13 protein-coding genes are annotated in these 16,690 nt (G+C 74.7%); 7 read left to right on the top strand and 6 right to left on the bottom strand.

Annotation, left to right across the window (positions count from 1 at the left end):
- Position 1 precedes the first annotated feature (1 nt).
- Positions 2-1,036 carry an MDR family NADP-dependent oxidoreductase gene (locus ACE1OC_RS02480; RefSeq protein WP_407835571.1) on the bottom strand — a complete coding sequence of 345 codons (1,035 nt, stop codon included), beginning with the start codon at positions 1,034-1,036 and terminating at the stop codon, positions 2-4.
- 162 nt (positions 1,037-1,198) lie between these two features.
- On the opposite strand from ACE1OC_RS02480, the gene ACE1OC_RS02475 reads away from it, so the two are divergent.
- Together ACE1OC_RS02475 and ACE1OC_RS02470 are read left to right on the top strand one after the other, a co-directional pair.
- A complete protein-coding gene (locus ACE1OC_RS02475) occupies positions 1,199-2,170 on the top strand; it encodes an AEC family transporter (protein ID WP_407835570.1) in 972 nt (323 codons plus the stop codon).
- Between the two features lie 100 nt (positions 2,171-2,270).
- Complete coding sequence (locus ACE1OC_RS02470; protein ID WP_250741622.1) at positions 2,271-2,663, top strand: hypothetical protein; 393 nt, start codon at positions 2,271-2,273, stop codon at positions 2,661-2,663.
- Here ACE1OC_RS02470 and ACE1OC_RS02465 read toward each other — a convergent pair.
- From ACE1OC_RS02465 to ACE1OC_RS02450, 4 genes are all read right to left on the bottom strand, one after another.
- Entirely contained in the window at positions 2,617-3,543 is a 927-nt protein-coding gene (locus tag ACE1OC_RS02465; RefSeq protein ID WP_407835569.1) for a S1 family peptidase, read from the bottom strand. The two genes, ACE1OC_RS02470 and ACE1OC_RS02465, sit on opposite strands and share 47 nt — an antisense overlap.
- Positions 3,544-3,613: 70 nt before the next feature.
- On the bottom strand, positions 3,614-5,146 hold the full coding sequence (locus ACE1OC_RS02460; protein WP_407835568.1) for an FAD-binding oxidoreductase: 1,533 nt from the start codon (positions 5,144-5,146) through the stop codon (positions 3,614-3,616).
- Between the two features lie 307 nt (positions 5,147-5,453).
- A complete protein-coding gene (locus ACE1OC_RS02455; RefSeq protein WP_407835567.1) occupies positions 5,454-6,110 on the bottom strand; it encodes a class I SAM-dependent DNA methyltransferase in 657 nt (218 codons plus the stop codon).
- A 33-nt stretch (positions 6,111-6,143) separates the two neighbouring features.
- On the bottom strand, positions 6,144-7,745 hold the full coding sequence (locus ACE1OC_RS02450) for an IucA/IucC family protein (RefSeq protein WP_407835566.1): 1,602 nt from the start codon (positions 7,743-7,745) through the stop codon (positions 6,144-6,146).
- A gap of 109 nt (positions 7,746-7,854) precedes the next feature.
- Here ACE1OC_RS02450 and ACE1OC_RS02445 point away from each other — a divergent pair, with 109 nt between their 5' ends.
- The 3 genes from ACE1OC_RS02445 (at position 7,855) to ACE1OC_RS02435 (ending at position 12,410) form a co-directional block, all read left to right on the top strand.
- Positions 7,855-9,534, top strand: coding sequence for an IucA/IucC family protein (locus ACE1OC_RS02445; RefSeq protein WP_407835565.1), 1,680 nt, complete (start codon positions 7,855-7,857; stop codon positions 9,532-9,534).
- A gap of 125 nt (positions 9,535-9,659) precedes the next feature.
- A complete protein-coding gene (locus tag ACE1OC_RS02440; RefSeq protein WP_407835564.1) occupies positions 9,660-10,496 on the top strand; it encodes a GntR family transcriptional regulator in 837 nt (278 codons plus the stop codon).
- A gap of 336 nt (positions 10,497-10,832) precedes the next feature.
- On the top strand, positions 10,833-12,410 hold the full coding sequence (locus ACE1OC_RS02435; RefSeq protein WP_407835563.1) for a reprolysin-like metallopeptidase: 1,578 nt from the start codon (positions 10,833-10,835) through the stop codon (positions 12,408-12,410).
- A gap of 40 nt (positions 12,411-12,450) precedes the next feature.
- Here ACE1OC_RS02435 and ACE1OC_RS02430 read toward each other — a convergent pair whose 3' ends face one another.
- A complete protein-coding gene (locus ACE1OC_RS02430) occupies positions 12,451-13,296 on the bottom strand; it encodes a GntR family transcriptional regulator (protein ID WP_407835562.1) in 846 nt (281 codons plus the stop codon).
- A 238-nt stretch (positions 13,297-13,534) separates the two neighbouring features.
- Between ACE1OC_RS02430 and ACE1OC_RS02425 the strand changes: the two genes are divergently transcribed.
- Both ACE1OC_RS02425 and ACE1OC_RS02420 read left to right on the top strand, forming a co-directional pair.
- Positions 13,535-15,163 carry a beta-N-acetylhexosaminidase gene (locus ACE1OC_RS02425; RefSeq protein ID WP_407835561.1) on the top strand — a complete coding sequence of 543 codons (1,629 nt, stop codon included), beginning with the start codon at positions 13,535-13,537 and terminating at the stop codon, positions 15,161-15,163.
- Positions 15,160-16,668, top strand: coding sequence for a cellulose binding domain-containing protein (locus tag ACE1OC_RS02420; RefSeq protein ID WP_407835560.1), 1,509 nt, complete (start codon positions 15,160-15,162; stop codon positions 16,666-16,668). The genes ACE1OC_RS02425 and ACE1OC_RS02420 overlap by 4 nt, the downstream gene beginning before the upstream one ends.
- Positions 16,669-16,690: the final 22 nt, after the last annotated feature.

The following is a 16,690-nucleotide window of genomic DNA, read 5'->3' as shown; positions in this document are numbered from 1 at the left end:
ACTACCCCGCCGATTCCACCACCACGGCGCCGAAGTGCCGTCCTCCCGCCAACTCGCGCAACGCCTCCGGGGCGCGATCGATGCCCGGGATCCGCACATGAGGGAAGCGGATCTCCCCGGAGCGCAGCCAGCCCCCGAAGCGCGCGGTCCACTCCTCCTCCACACCCGGATGCTCCGTACCGAGGTACCCGCGCACCGAGACGCCCCCGACGACCAGCCGGAACGAGTCGATCTCCACCGGTGCGACGCCCCCGGCCCGTCCCGGCGCCAACTGGCCCGAGAGCGCGCCGACCAGGGCGAAGCGGGCGCCCTGCCGGGCGGCGCCGAGGGCCGCGGACAGCTGTTCGCCGCCCACCGTGTCCACGAGTACGTCGATCCCCTCGGGCGCCGCCCCGGCGAGCTGCTCCGCGAAGGGCCGCCCGGTGCCCCGGAGCAGGACCGCGTCGTAGCCCAGCTCCGCCACCAGCCGCTCGGCCTTCTCCGGGGAGCCGGTGGTGCCGATCACCCGGCCCGCGCCCAGCAGCCGCGCCGTCTGACCGGCGAGGGTCCCGACCGCGCCGGCCGCCCCGGTGACCAGGACGGTGTCCCCGGGCCGCACCCCGGCCAGCCGGGTCAGCGCGCCGTACGGGGCCGAGCCCTGGGCGAGGTACGCCACCGGGTCGGGCAGGGTGCCGTCCAGCGGGGTGCAGTCGGCGGCGTCCACGAGGGCGTACTCCCGCCAGCCGAGCAGGTGCGTGACGAGCGTGCCCGGCCGCAGCGGGCTGTCGGCCGGGGCGGCCACCACCTCGCCGACGGCCGGCCCGAACAGCGTGTCACCGGCGTGCAGCGGGGGCAGCGGCAGCCCCTCGGCCGCGCCGCCGATCAGGGTGACCAGCCCGGGGAACACCAGGAAGTGGCGGTTGCGGACGAGCACCTGCCCCGGACCGGGCTCCGGCACCGGTACCTCGACGACGGCGAAGTCCGCCCGCTCGGGCAGCCCTTCGGGACGGGTGGCGAGCCGGATCTCGCGTGCGGTACGGGGCAGGTCCGTGGCCATCGGGGCTCCTCGGCAGGGCGCGGCGGGCGACGGCCCGGAAGGCCGCCACCGGGCCGGGGCGGGTGGGTGCGCCGACGCTAAACCCTGACCCGCACGTCAGGGTCAAGCCCGCCCCGGCCGCCGCAGCCGCTCGGCATAGACTGCGCCCGGCACGGATGATCGGTGAACGGCGGGGAGCAGATAGGCATGGGCGGGGCTGCCGCGCTGGAGAAACTGATACCGGTCGCGCTGGCCTTCGGCGTCGGCGTGCTGCTCGCGCGCCGCAAGGTGGTTCCCGCCGAGGCCTCCAAGGCCTTCGCCGACTACGCCTTCCTCTTCGCGGTTCCCTGCTACCTGTTCGGCAACATCTACGCCGCGGACCTCTCCGCCCTCTTCGACTGGCGGGCCATCGGCGGGTACGCGGCCGCCGCCGCCCTCGCGGTCGCGGCCGTCGCGGCCGCCTCCGCGGCAGCCGGACTGCGCGATCCGCGGGCCGTGGCGCTGCGCGTGATGGCCGGGGTCCAGGTCAACACCGCCTACTTCGCCGTCCCCGTCTTCATCACCTTCTTCGGGACGGCGGCGCCGATCTTCCCGGTGCTGCTCTTCCAGGTCTGCGTCCTGTCGCTCGTCGTCATCGCCATCATGGAACTGGGCCGGGCCGGGCCCGGCGCGGGCGGCCCCGCGCGGCGCCTGTCCCGTGCCGTCAGCGCCTCGCTCGTCACCCCGCTGGTCCTCGCCTGCAACGCCGGGATCCTGCTCAACCTGCTCTCCGTGCACGTCCCGGAGGTGGTCCTCGACGGGGCCGCCTTCGTCGGGGACAGCGCCTCCCCGGTGGCCCTCTTCGCCCTCGGACTGCACCTCGGCGGCATCGGCCTCGACGTCCGGGGCACCACCCGCGAGGAGGTGGCGCTCATCGGCTTCAAGTGCGTGGCCTTCCCGCTGCTGGCGTGGGCGGTGTGCGGGGCGCTGTTCGGGGTCCGGGGCGAGTGGCTCACGTACCTCGTGCTGATCGCCGCGATGCCGACGCCCCAGAACCTGTTCATCTTCGCCCAGCGCTACGACGTGGGCGTGAACCTCTCCGCCGCCGTCGTGATCAAGAGTTCCCTGGTCTCCCTCCTGCTGCTGCCGCTCTGGCTGCAGGCGGTGTCCGCGTGACTGCGCCGTCCCCGCTGTCCGCCCCGTCTCCGCTGTCCGCCCCGTCTCCGTGACCGCGGTGGCCTCCGTTCCCCGGGCGGACTCCGCTCGTTGAGCGGGTATGGAGCTCCCGTCGATCGCGGCGCCCGGCGTCGGTGAACAGGCCGACGCCGTGGCCGATGCCGCCTGCCACCTCTACGACACCCTCGCGCCGTGGGGCGCCGCCGCCCCCGGAGGGTGGAGCCGGGGCGCCGCCGAGGACGCCGCCGAGGCCATCGAGACGGCCGCGCACGCCCTCGCGTACGCCCATCCGCGTGCCGAGGTCATCCTCGGACCCGTGCACACCGCCCTCGCGGACCTGCGCCGGCAGCTCGGCCTCGCTCCCGCCGAAGCACTGACCGCGGAGGGGCTGCCGGCGACCCCGCGCACGGTGGGCAACCCGCGCCGCACCCGCTGGGTGCGGGTGCTCACGCCACCCGCGCCCCGGCAAGAGCCTTCTCGTACAACTTCCTGACGTCGGCGCCGAAGTAGGAGCTGTAGGAGGTGTCGGGGGTGTCCCCGCCGGTCTTCCAGCCGCCGATCACCCCGACCACGTCGCCCGTCTCGGTCCGCTCGTCGAAGCCGGTCAGGAACGGGCCGCCGCTGGTGCCGCCCGGATAGCCGGTGCAGTCGATCCGCAGGAACGATCCGGGGATCCCCGGATCGGTGCTGGTGAACTTGGTCGTCCGGTTCACGCACAGCCGGGGCCGGGCGGCGGAGGCCGGATAACCGATCAGCGAGACCTGCTTGTGCGCGTACGGGGCACCGGTGACCAGCCGGTTCCCGCCGACCACGTCCTCCACGGGGTAGCCGTCGGCGTCCGGGCCGACCTGGGCGAAGGCCACGTCGAGGGCGGCGCCCTTGTCGGCGCCGAGCTGCCGGTAGCGCGGGTCGATCCACACCTTGGAGCGGCCGGCCGCGTCGCGCAGGACCGGGAACATCCCGTACGGCTGGGGGTTCTGGGCCGTGTACTGCGGTACGAAGGCCACCTGGCGGGCGTCCGTCCCGAGCAGGCAGTGCGCCGCGCTGAGCACCAGATCGCGGCCGGGGGAGGCGACCACGCTCGCGGTGCAGAAGTACGCGCCGCCGCCCTTCATGACGAACATCCGGCCGACGACCGGGATGCCGTCGAAGTCACGGCCGGTCCCGTCCACCGCCGCCGGGGCGCCGCCGCGGCTGATCGGCACCGCGGACGCCATCCGGTCGGGAGTCCAGAACGACTCCGCCTCCCGGGCGGACCACCGGTCGGTCGCCGGAGCCTTGGCCGGTGCGGTGCCGGCTTCGGCCTCGGGCTGGGGCCCGCCGGGCAGCAGCAGGGCGGCCGTGACCGCCGCCACCGTCAACGTACGTCGCATGTCCGTCTCCTTCTTCGGGGATGGGCAGGGAGGGCGAGGGGCTGGGAGCTGGGGGCAAGGGGCTGGGGGGTTATACGGCTTGGGGGAAGCGGAACAGCCGGTCCGGGTCGTAGCGGCGCCGGACCTCTTCGAGGCGGGCCAGGTTCGGCCCGTGGTAGGCCTCGCGCCAGCCGGTCAGTTTCGGGTCGGCGTAGTTCTGGTACGCGGCTCCGCTCGCCCAGGGCCTCAAGTCCTGCCAGAGCCCGTCCAGCCAGCCCTGGTGCCGGCCGATGTCGGCGGCCGGAGCCGCGCCGGGCCAGTAGACGAGGTACTGGGCGAGGAACCCGGCCGAGCGGTGCGCGAAGGCGGTGGCCCGCGCCGGGACCCGGTTGAGGGCACCGCCGCAGACCCCGTCGAACTGCACCACGCCGAACCCGCCGCGCGGCACGCTCCCGGCGTAGCGCCGCAGGGCGGCCAGTACCGCGGAGGCGGCCGCTTCGGTGAGCCCGCCCGGGGCCCAGAAATCGGACCGGGCGGCGTAGGAGTCGCGGCCGAGCCGCCCCTGGGGATCGTGTCCCGGCAGGCTGCCCGGCAGCCGGCACGCGGCGGGGCTCCGGTCGAGGCAGCCCGCCATCGCCCGGACGGTGTCCCCGTAGCCGCGTACGACGGTCCAGCTCTCCCGGGGCGGGCCGCCCACCAGGTCGGACAGCCGGGTCAGCTGCCGCTCCAGCTCCGCGCGACCGCCGTCCAGGCAGAGCACCCGCAGGGCCGGTGCGCCGACCGGACCGCCGTCGACGGTGAACTCCACCTGGCTCCAGAACGGATCGGGCAGCGCCTCCAGCCAGCGCTGCCAGCCGCGCAGGACGGCGGGGGAGTCGGCGGCGGACCAGCGCAGCTCCGCGAAGGCGCAGTCGGAGACCGGGTGGGTGCGGAAGCCGAACCCGGTGACCACTCCGAAGTTGCCGCCCCCGCCGCCGCGCAGGGCCCAGAACAGGTCGGGTTCCCGGTCGGCGGCGACCTCGCGGACCGTCCCGTCGGGGGTCACCAGGGTCACTCCCGTGAGCCGGTCGGAGGTGGCGCCCCAGGTGCGGGAGGAAAGGCCCAGCCCGCCGCCGAGGGTGAGACCGGCGATGCCGACGGAGGGGCACAGCCCCGTCGGGACGGCCAGGTCCCGCGCGGCGAGGACGGCGTTCACCTCCCCGAGCCGGGCGCCCGCGCCGATCCGGACCCCGTTTCCGGACTCCGCGGCCACCTCCGCCATGGCGCCCGTGTCGATGACGAGTCCGGCCTCGCGGGTGGACCAGCCCGCGTAGCCGTGGCCGCCGCCGCGCGGCACCACGGGGACGGCCGAGCGCCGGGCGAAGTCCAGACAGGCGGCCACGTCCCCGGGGTGCGCGGGGTAGGCCACCGCGCCCGGCCGGACCGTGTCGTAGCGGGGCTGGAACAGCTGCCGGGCCTCGTCGTAGTCCCGGTCGGCCGCCGTCACCAGCCGGCCGTCGAGGCTCCGGGCCAACGCCCCGTAGTCGGGGTCCGCGCGGCGGGTCGTCGCCCGGGCCGTCGCGCCGATCGAGGCGAGGACGCCCGTGGCGGCTCCCGCGAGGACCTGGCGGCGGTGGAGGGTCATCCCTCCTTCCTGCCACCGCCTTGCCCGTTCGGCGCGAAGGCGGGCCCACGAGGGCCGGCTTGCCCCCCGAACGGCCCATGCCGGGGGGCCGGGGGCGGCTCGGTCAGGGGGCCGGGCGGGCTCCGGGCGGGGTCTGGGGGGCTGCGGGTGGGGCGGTGCCGGGGGCGGGGTGGGGTGTCGGCCTGGACTGCATGATCTAGGCGCCCTGTCCGCAGCGTTCGACAGTGTGGCCTTCTTGGGCGCCACACATCACGCTCTACGTCCCGGCCGACACCCCACCCCACCCCCGTCCCCGCCTCGGGCGGGTTCAGCTCGCCCGGCGGGCCAGCAGGAAGCCCTGCGGGGACTTCTCCGCGGCGTCCGGTTCCCGGACCAGGCGGGCCGTCTCGGTCAGGCCCGCTCCGGCCAGCAGTTCGCTGATCAGCTCGGGCGGGGTCCAGTACACGTCGAGGTCGACCGGATGCCCGTACGCGTGTTCCAGCCGGAGTTGCCGGTCGCCGGCCTTGAACGCGATGAGCAGGTATCCGCCCGGGGCCAGCACCCGGGCGAACTCGGCGAACAGCGCGGGGAGCCCGGAGGGTGGGGTGTGCACGGTGGAGTACCAGGCCAGCACCCCGCCGAGGACCCCGTCGGCGATGTCCAGCGCGGCCATCGAGCCGACCTCGAACCGCAGCCCCGGGTACGTCCGGCGGGCCACCGCCACCATCGCGGGGGACAGGTCGACTCCGAAGGCCCGTACCCCCAGGCCGTCCAGGTGCGCCGTCACCCGGCCCGGGCCGCAGCCCAGATCGGCGACCGCCCGGCCGGCGCCGGGCCCGTCCCCGCGCACGTACTCCGCGAAGGCGGCCAGCATGGCCCGGTCCAGCGGTTTGCCCTCCAGCTCTCCGGTCAGCAGCGTGGCGTAGTCGGCGGCGACGGCGTCGTAGGACGCCCGGACGGAGTTCAGGTGCGAAGTCGATGCCATGCCCCCGGACAGTAGCCCGCCCGCGCCCCGAACTCAGCCCCCGGTCAGCGGATTGTCCAGCTCGGCCCACTGATCGCCCGGCACCCCCGGGCTCAGCCGCATCAGCGTCAGCGCCTTGGTCGGCAGCGGCCCGGTCAGCAGCGCCCGGGTGTCCGCGGTGGACGGCAGCCCGGGCGCGGCCGCCGCCAGGTCCGCCGCGAGCGCGGCGGCCGAACCGGCCGTGGAGCCGAGCGCCCCCGCCACCAGCGAACCGAAGAGCTTGCGGCGCAGCAGGGCCACGTCGTCGGTGATCAGCCGCCCCGACAGCGCCGGCGCCGCCAGGCCGTGCCGGGCGAGGCGGGCCGGGCTGATCCGGATGTCGGCGAGGTCGCGGTACACGAGCCGCTGCGGGGTGCCGTCGGCGGACAGGACGACCAGCAGGTTCTGACCGTGGGCCTCCAGGGCCACCCCGAGATCCAGGACGCGCAGGCACACCGACAGTGCGAGGCGGGCGAAGCCGGCCCGCCAGGCGTCGGAACGCGCGTACGGGGTCAGCGCCAGCGCGGCCACGGGCAGGACGCGCTCGCCCGCGCCCCGGTCCGCGTACGCCTCGGGCGGCTCGCGGAGCACGGCGGCCAGATCCGGGGTGCCGGCGGTGACGGCGCCCAGGGTGCGGGTGACGTGCAGGCGGCCGTCGAGCCGCTCCGACAGGCTCCGGGCGAAGGCGGAGACCGCGGCCGCCGTCTCGATGGAGTAGACGGAGATGTCCCGCACGGAGGAGGTGAGGCGGGTGCTGAGGGCGGTCTTGACGTGCGGGCCGCCGTCCGCCGGAGAGAGGGTGCGCAGGGCCATCAACGGATGCGCGGCGGGCCCGGGCCGCACCTCGGGCCCGTCCTCCTGCTTCACCACGTGCTCGGCCTGCCAGGGATGGACCGGTACGAGGATCCGCCCGGCCTCCCGCCACCGGTCCGGCCACTCCCCGGTCACCCGGCACTCCGAGGCCCGTACGGCGGCCAGCCCGAGGGTGACCACGGGCCGGTGCTCGGGTGCGTACGCGAGCTGCTCGGCCACCGTGAAACCGGGCCGGGAGCGGCAGTTGGGGTGGTACGGATGGCCGTCCACCACACGCTGCTCCCACTCCCAGGCGGCGAGGTCCCCGGCCTCCGGGCAGGCCGGCTGACCGGCGCGGGACAGGGCGAGGGAGGCCGTGCTCTCGTCGAGCTCGGCGGCGAACTCCTCCCCGTACGGCAGCCCGAGCGCCGCCACCAGCAGGGAGGCCCGCCGGTAGGGGCGGCCGTCGAGCAGCAGCTCGGTCACGGGGGGCGCGCTCGCGCGGACCGCGGAGAAGGTCGTCGCGTACGGGTCGGGGTGGGGGCCCTCCAGCCGGGAGCCCGAGGCGATCCGGAGCGCGAGGGCGCCGGAACTCCGCTCCCGGTGCGTGATCCACGGCAGCGGTTCGCAAGCGAACGCCCGCCACAGCCGGGTGAGCACGGCGGCGCGCGCGCCGGGGAGAGCGGCGGCGTACGCGGACCCGAGGCCGTCGGGGCGGGCGCCGACCGGGCTGACCGGTCCGATCGGTCCGGTGGGGGCGATTTCGGCCAGCCCGGCCAGTTCGGCGGCTACGGCCTCTTCGGCCGCGGTGGCGGGGAGGTGCATGCTGGGATCCAGGGCCCCGGTCCTCTCGGATGACGTGATGATCACTTCATCATCGCGGATACTGAAGATCACGGCCGGTGGTACGCCCCGCGGACCTCCGGCGCTCCGGATGGACCGAATGGAATCCGTGGACCTCAACGCCACCGACAACGCCGCCGACACCTATGCCGCGGCCCCGCTCCTGAACTGCCTCCTGCGGGAGGCCGCCGAACCGGTCCCGCTCGCCGGAGCCCAGGGAGCAGGGAGAGCCGGGGGAGCAGGTGGAGCCGGGGGGGCCGCAGGTTCCGCGGGGGACGGCTGGTGCACGTACCGGCTGTCGGGCAGCGGGCGGCTGGTGCGGGTGCGTGCCGGGCGCAGGCCCGAGCGGCCCGAGGTGGGGACGGGGGCCGGCTGGCATCCGCTGTCCCACACCGAGCTGGTCAAACTCGTCTCCGACGAGCTGCGCCAGTACACCGGGGTGTCCAACGACGAGCTCCCGGTCGAGATCGCCGACAGCCGCGAGACCATCGCCGCGCTGCTCGCCGCCCGCGCGGCCACGCCGCCACCGACGGACGCGTACGTGCTCTCCGAACAGTCCCTGGTCATGGGGCACCCCCACCACCCGGCCCCCAAGGCCCGGGGCGGCGGGCCGGCCAACGGCTGGCTGCCGTACGCCCCCGAGGCGTACGCCCGCTTTCCGCTGGCCTTCCTGGCCGTGCGCGAGGACCAGGTGGCGGAGGAGGGCGGGCCCGTCGCGGCGGCCGCCGTCGACTCGCTCGCGGAGGCGCTGGGCGGGCCGCGCCCGCCGGCCGGCTACCGGCTGCTGCCCGCCCACCCCTGGCAGCTCGACCTGGTCGCGGGCAGGCCCGCGGTCCGCGAGGCCCTCGCGGACGGGAAGCTGCTGTCGCTGGGCACCGGGCGGGTGCCGGTCTGGCCGACCGCCTCGATCCGGACCCTGTACGTTCCCGGCGGCGCGGGGACGGGGACGGGGAGCGGCATGGAGAGCGGCCAGGGGAGCGGCGCGGCCGGCGATCTGTTCGTGAAGTTCAGCCTCGACGTGCGGATCACCAACGACGTGCGCCGGCTGTGGCGGCACGACCTGCTGAAACTGCGCCGCACGGACGCGGCGGTCGAGGCGGGCTTCGCGGAACTGCGCCGGTCCGGGTCGGTCGCGGCCTGGCTGCCCGACCGGGGCTACCGGACGGCCGGGTTCGCCTTCGAGGAGCTCGCCGTACTCGTCCGTGACGGCCTCGCGGCGCACGCGGAGCCCGGCGTCACCCCCGTGCTGGCGGCCGCACTGGCGGAGGGGTTCCCGGGCAGCCCGTTGACGGGAGCGGCCGACCCAGCTGCGTGGTGGCGGGCGTACCTGCGCCAGGTGGTGCCGCCCGTGCTGCACCTCTTCGCCCGGCACGGCGTGGTCCTCGAAGCGCACCTCCAGAACACCCTGGTCGGCGTCGACGCCCGGGGCATGCCCGCGCAGGCCCTCTTCCGGGACGCGGAGGGCGTCAAACTCCTCCCGGACCTGGACCGGGACGCCGCCTGGCAGCGCCTCGTCTACTGCCTGGTGGTCAACCACCTGACCGAGGTGGCGGGCGCGCTCGCGGAGAGCCACCCGGAGGCGGCCGGGGAGCTGTGGCCCGCCGCCCGCGCGGAGTTCCGGCGCTACGGCGCCGCCCACGACCTGCCCGAGGTCGCTGCGCTGCTGGCCGCCCCGAGCCTCCCGGCCAAGACCAACCTGCTGCTGCGCTGGACCCGCGCGGACGGTGCCGACTCCCGCTACCTGCCGCTTCCCAACCCGCTGCGGCCCTGAGGGAGCGTGCGGTTCCGGCCAATCAGGGTCCGGATACCGGATCCCCCCTCACCGACAGGTATAGACCAATGCTACGTTGGTCGAGCAGACCGCGCAGTCCTTGACCTCCCGTCAGAGGAGAAGCCATGCCCTCCCCTTCGCGGGGCGGCGGCCCGGCCGCCATGCCCAAGTACCAGCGGATCGCCGCAGCGTTGCGGCGCGAGATCGACCTCACCGCACTGACCCCCGGCGCCAAGCTGCCCTCCGAACGCAGCCTCGCGGCCCGCTACGAGGTCAACCGGCAGACCATCCGGGCCGCCCTCCAGCACCTGAGGGAGGACGGCCTCGTCGTCACCGGGCGCCGTGGCACCCGGCCGGCGTTCCCGGTGCCGCCGCAGCGTCCCCCGGCGGCGTTCCCGGCCGGTCGTCCGGCCCAGGGCTCCGCCCGGGCCGCGACTCCCGCCTCCACCCCGGCCTCCGTGCCGGCGGCCGAGGCCGCACCGGCGCCCTCGGGGGTCCAGGCCCAGGCGTGGCTCACCCTCGTCACCCTGGCTCCGGCGCTCGCCGAGCAACTCGGCATGCGCGGCGGGGAGCAGACCCTGGTCCACCACCACCGCGAAAGCGGCCCGACGGGCCAGACCCGGCGGCACGCGGTGACGTACCTCTGTCCCCGCACCGTCGTGCGGACCCCCGAACTGTCCCGCTACCGGGACCGCCTGGTGGCGGGCGTCCGCGACGAGGACCTGGGTCCCCTGCACCACTGGCTGGAGGGGGCCGCGCGGGCCGGCCGGGTCGCCGAGACCATCACCATGACCCGGACCAACTCGCCCCAGGCCGCCACCCCGGCCGGCGGCCTCACCGTACGCCGCACCCTGCACGACGCCTCCGGCCGGCTGCTCGCCGTCACCGATCTCGCCTTCCCCACCTGGGACCGGCTGACCTTCGACCGGTCCCCGGCCGCCATCGGCTTCCGGGTGACGTAGCAGGCGTGCTGGGCGCGGGGGGCGTGCGGGCGCGGCGGGCCTGAAGGACAGGTCCGGCCGGGGACCGTCAGGGTGAGGCCGGGCGGGGTGGCCGGGTGATGCGGCGGCGCTAGGGGGTGTCCGCAAAGTCCTGCCGGCCGCCCGAAGGGCGGCCCCGCGGGGTCTGGTGCGTGCTCTCGGTGTGCCGGGCGGAAGCCTGCGTACTGGACGTACTCGGGATTTCGCCCGGTGCGCCGAGAGCGCGTGCCAGGCGCCGCGGGGCAGGCGGGACTTTGCGGACACCCCCTAGCGGGTGTCGGCGTGGACGGGCCGGTGCGGACGTGCGTTCGTACGCCCATGATCATCTCTCGTCTCGGCCTGGCCACCGGGCTGCTCGCCGCCCTCTCCGCCACCGCCCTCGGCCTGCCGCCCGCCCTGGCCGCCGCGCCCGCGCACCCGGTGGCCGAGCCCCCGCCGCCCGGCCACGTCCTGCGCAGCCGCACCATCGACCTCGACCTGGCCGACTACCGCTGGCTGTGCACGGACCAGCCCTTCGGCACGCCGCGCAGGCACACCTTCCGGCCGTTCGCCGACACCTCGCTCGAAGTGGTGGAGTCCGGCGTGGAGCGTGACCCCGCCGGGGGCGCCGTCAAGTGGAGCGGTGAGGTCGTCAAGGTCGACGGGCACCCCGTCGAGTCCGGGGTGCACCGCCGGGTGGTGCTGTCGACCACCGGAGTCTGCGACCCCGGAGCCACGCCGGAGACCGTCGGCGTGGACGCCCTCTTCGACCTGGGTGCGACGGCGTACCGCATCGCGCAGCCCCGCAACGCACCGGGCCGGCTGCTGATCACGGAGGAGGACCCCGACCTCCACGTCAAGCCCCCGCAGGACGACGCGGACCCGCAGTACGAGAACCCCGACCCCGCGGTCATCGCCGAGGCGCGCAGGCAGTTGACGAACCGCGCCGCCTCCGCGGGACCGGTCGTCATCGACATGGTCGTCGGATACACCCCGCGCGCCGAGTGGGGGATGGGGGGCGAGGAGGCGATGCTCGCGCGGATCGCCTTCGCCGAGACGAGCATCAACCACGCCTTCGCCGACAGCAACGTCAAGGCGAGCGTGGACATCGTGGCCACCTACAAGGCGAACTACTACGCCCCGGCCGACCAGGAGACCGCGCCGGTCGTCCACGGCCTGCTCTCCAACCCGAGGGAACCCCGGCTGGGCGCCCCGGCCGCCGCCCTGCGCGAGCAGTACGGCGCCGACCTGGTCTCCCTGATGATCGAGGTCCCGAACGGAACGAGCAGCGGGCAGGGCAACCTCCCGCAGCCGCCGAGCGAGAAGACCGACGACCAGGCGTACTCGGTGGTCGACTACCGGACCGTGGCCCTCTGGTGCAACTTCGGCCACGAGGTGGGCCACAACCTCGGGCTGTGGCACGACCGCACCACCCTGGACGAGCAGGCGGGCGGCGCCGACTACCGCCCCTACCTCACCACCCCCTACAGCACCGGCTACGTCACCCCCGACCGCCGCTTCCACACGCTGATGGCCTACTCCTCGGCCTGCGGCGGGGCCTGCACGGCCGTCAACCAGTACTCGAACATCGAGAACACCTGGGACGGCCAGCCGCTCGGCGACGCCTCCAACAACAACGCGGCCGTCGCCCGGCTCACCACCCCGATCGTCGCCGGCTACCGCGCCCCCGCGCAGCTCCGCCCGCGCCACGCCCTGACCCTGGGCGAGGGGCTGCGCCCCGACACCTGGGGCCCGTACCGGCCGGGGACCTCGATCAAGGTGACCGCCACCCCGCCGCGCGGGTACCGGATCGCCGCGTGGGAGCTGGACGGGCGGCGCTACGCGATCACCGCGAACCAGGTCAACGTCACGATGGACCGGGCCCACGACCTCAAGGCGGTCTTCGTCCGCATCTGATTCGTCCGGATCCGAGGGGAGAAGGGCCCGCACGGGACGGTCACGTGCTCGTGTGCACGTCCCCGGTGGTGGTGGAGGTGATGACCGCCCGGCGGCCGAGGTCGCCCGGCGGGATCCCCGGGTGGTGGCCTCCCGGCCGGCCCGCCCCCGGGGACACCCCGAGGGCCAGGCGGGAGACGATCCGGTAGCGGTCGCCCCGGTACACGGAGTGCACGTACTCCACGGGCCGGCCGGTGGAGTCGGTGGTGAGCCGCTCGATGAGCAGGGCGGGGGAGAGCAGCGGGACGTCGAGCAGGCCCGCCTCCCCCTCGTTGACCACCGTCGGCTCGATGGACTGCTGCGCCTCGTGCACGTACACGCCGTGGTGGTCGCGCAGATGCTCGTAGAGGTCCCCGGCCTCCAGCTCCGCCGGGGTCAGGGCCGGCACCAGATCGGCCGGGATGTGCAGGTGCTCGATGGCCATCGGAGCCCCGTCCACCAGGCGCAGCCGGGCGATGTAGAGCAGGCTCGCGCCGGGGGAGATGCGCAGGCGGCGGCCGATCCGGGCGCCCGCCTGGACGGTGGAGTGCTCCAGGATCCGGCTGGACCAGTGGCCGGCCGCCTGCCGCATCGCGAAGGCGGCCTCGTCGGCGGCCAGTTCTTGGGTGATCTTGGCGGGCGCGACGAACATCCCGCGGCCGTGCTCGCGTACGAGCAGTCCCGTGGCCACGAGCTCGTCCACCGCCGCGCGCAGGGTGGGACGGGAGACCTCCAGGGTGGCGCACAGGGTGCGTTCGGAGGGGATCGCGTCGCCGGGCCGCCGGATGTCGATGAGCCCCAGCAGGTGCTCGCGGACCCGTTCGCGCTTGAGTACGGATCCCGACGGGTCGGTTGCGTCCTTCGTCATGGCCCGCCCCCATTTCTCTCTGCTCACCTGTCCAACTGGTCATATGCATCTAACCACTCGGGGAGGGGGGACGCGAGGAGTCCGTCGAAATTCATCGGCCCGTACGGGGTTGACGGCGGACTCAGGCCGTGTCACCTTCTAGCCATTCAGCTAACCAATTGGTCAGTTGGTCAACTCGACTCCTTCCCGGATGAGTTGACGGAGTTGACGGAACAGCCAGTGAGGAATCTCCGAGACCGTGACCGACGCCGCCGCTGCCGCCGCTTCCCTCCACCCCCACCTCGGGCTCGTCCCGCGCCCCGACTCGGTCACCGCCCTGCCCGGCCGTTTCACCCTGGACCACCGCACCGGACTGCGCGCCGGACCCGGCGCCGAGGCGGCGGCCGGCCTGCTGCGCGAACTGCTCACCCCCGCCACCGGGTTGTCGCTGGCCCCGGACCCCGACGGGCGGATCACCTTCCTCCTGACCCCGGGGGACCCGGCCCCCGGGGGCCTCGGGGAGGAGCCGCTCGGCGCCGAGGGGTACGTCCTCACCGTCCGCCCCGACTCCGTCCTGCTGCGCGCCGCCCGCCCCGAGGGGCTGCTCCACGGGGTCCAGACCCTGCGCCAACTGCTGCCCCCCGAGGCGCTGGCCGCCGGGGCGACGACGGCCGGGGCGCCGGCCGCCGGGGGCGTGCAGCCCCGTACGCCCGCCACCGGCTGGTCGCTGCCCTGCGTACGGATCATCGACCGGCCGCGGTTCGCCTGGCGCGGGGCCCTGCTGGACGTGGCCCGTCACTTCCAGCCCGTGGCCTACGTACGCCGCTTCGTGGACCTGCTCGCGCTGCACAAGCTCAACGTCCTGCACCTCCACCTCACCGACGACCAGGGCTGGCGGATGCCGGTCCCGGCCTACCCCCGGCTCACCGAGATCGGCGGCCGCCGCACCGAGACCGCAGGGGACGGGATCCCGCACGAGGGCGCCTACACCCGCGCGGAACTGGCCGGCCTCGTCGCCTACGCGGCCCGGCGCGGGGTCAGCGTCGTCCCCGAGATCGAGATGCCCGGCCACGCCCGCGCCGCCCTCGCCGCCTACCCCCGACTCGGCAACCGGCCCGACGTGCGGATGGACACGTGGACCCGCTGGGGCGTCTGCGAGAACGTCTTCGGGGTCCACGACGCCGTCCTCGATTTCTGCCGGACGGTCTTGGACGAGGTCGCGGACGTGTTCCCCGGGCCCTACGTGCACCTCGGCGGCGACGAATGCCCCCGCACGGAATGGGAGGCCTCCCCGGCCGCCCGTGCCCGGATCGCCGCCGAGGGGCTGGCCGGCCCGGGCGCCCTCCACGGCTGGTTCCTCGGCGAGGTCGCGGCGCACTTGGCCGGGCTCGGCCGCCGCCCGCTCGGCTGGACCGGGACCGGCACCGAACTTCCCGCCCCCTTCACGGCCCTGGCCTGGCTCGACGCGGACCACGGGAGGGCCGCCGCACTGCGCGGCCACGACGTGATCATGACCCCCTACCGCTCCACCTACCTCGACTACCCGCAGTCCGCCGACCCCGGCGAACCGCGCGGCCAGGACGGCGGCGTCCTCGACCTGCGCGGCGTCTACGACAACGACCCGGCCCCCGCGCACTGGGAGCCCGAGGCCGCGCGCCGCGTCCTCGGAACCCAGGCGCAGCTGTGGACCGAGTACGCGCGCACCCCGGCCGAGCTCGAATACCTGGCCTTCCCGCGGCTGTGCGCCCTGGCCGACACCGCCTGGTCGGCGCACCGCGACTGGCCGGACTTCCTGCGCCGCCAAGGCCACCACCAGACCCGGCTCGCCGCCCTCGGCGTGCGCGGCCGACCCCTTCCCTCCCCCCACCCCGAGAGGAACGCAGTATGAGCACCCCGAGCCACAGCCCGAGCCACGCCCCGACGCACACCCCGACCCACGCCCCGGGCCGAGCCCCCGCCCGCAAGCGCCGCACGGCCGTGGCCCTGGCCATCGCCCTGACCGCCGGTCTCGGCTCGGCCGCGCTGACGGCCCTGCCCGCCAACGCCGCGACCGACTCCGTCAAGGTCCAGTACCGCACCAGCGCGACCGGGGCCACCGCCGACCAGGTGGAGCCCTGGTTCAAGGTGGTCAACAACGGCTCCACCAGCGTCGCCCTGAGCCAGGTCACCTTCCGCTACTACTTCAAGGCCGACGGCCCGGACACCCAGTACCGGTACGCCTGTTCGTGGGCGGTCAAGGGCTGCGCCAACATCACCGGCACCTTCCACACCATGGCCACCCCGACGGCCACCGCCGACCGCTACCTGGAGATCGCCTTCACCGGCGGCGCCGGCACCCTCGCCCCGGGCGCCGACACCGGTGACATGCAGCTGCGCTTCCACCGCGCCGACTGGCAGACCCTGCGACAGTCCGACGACTACTCCTTCGACGGATCCCGCACGGCGTACGCCGACTGGGACAAGGTGACCGCCAAGCTGGGCGCCGGCACCGTCTGGGGCACCGCGCCCGGCGGCAACGTCCCGGACCCGACGCCGACGCCGACCGACCCCACTCCCACGCCCACCCCGACCGACCCGGGACCGGCCGGAGCCACCCTCTTCGACGATTTCACCTACACCTCCTCCACCGACCCGGCGATAGGGGCCCACGGGTGGAGCGTGCGCTCCAACGCGGGCGGCCCCGGGGTCCCGGGCGCCACCTGGGCACCTTCGAGCGTCACCTTCGCGTCCGAGGGCGGCAACACCATCATGAACCTGGAGACCTCGACGGCGGGCACCGGCGAGAGCACCAAGCACACCGAGATCCTCACCAAGACGATGAAGTTCAAGAACGGCACGTACGCGGCGCGGGTGAAGTTCTCCGACGCCCCGAAGTACGGTCCGGACGGGGACCACCTCGTGCAGACCTTCTTCCCCATCAACGACCTCAAGGCCCCGTTGGCCGACGACTACTCGGAGTACGACTTCGAGTACCTCCCCAACGGCGGCTGGGGCGAGCCCTCGAACATCCTCTACACCACGTCGTGGGAGACGTACCAGGCCGACCCGTGGGTGGCCGTCAACCAGCACACCGAGTCCCGGATGAGCTACGCGGGCTGGCACGACCTGGTGCTCACCATCGACAACAACACCATCACCTACTACGTCGACGGCCAGGTCTTCGGCACCCACGACGCCAAGTACCTGCCCGAGCGGGGCATGTCGATCAACTTCAACCAGTGGCTGATCGACCTCAACGGGCAGCCGGGCTCGACCCCGCGCGCCTACGACCAGAAGGTCGACTACGTCCTGCACGTCAAGGACCAGGTCCTCACCCCGGCCCAGGTCGCCGCCAAGGTCGGCGGCTACCGCACCGCGGGCACGGCCTTCGTGGACACCGTCCCCAACGGCTGATCGGGCAGACGCGAAAGGCGGC

The organism is Streptomyces stoeckheimensis (assembly GCF_045822005.1).
Classification (GTDB): Bacteria; Actinomycetota; Actinomycetes; order Streptomycetales; family Streptomycetaceae; genus Streptomyces; species Streptomyces stoeckheimensis.
The sequence above is the reverse complement of the archived record's forward strand: the minus strand, read 5'-3'. Positions and strand labels throughout refer to the sequence as shown.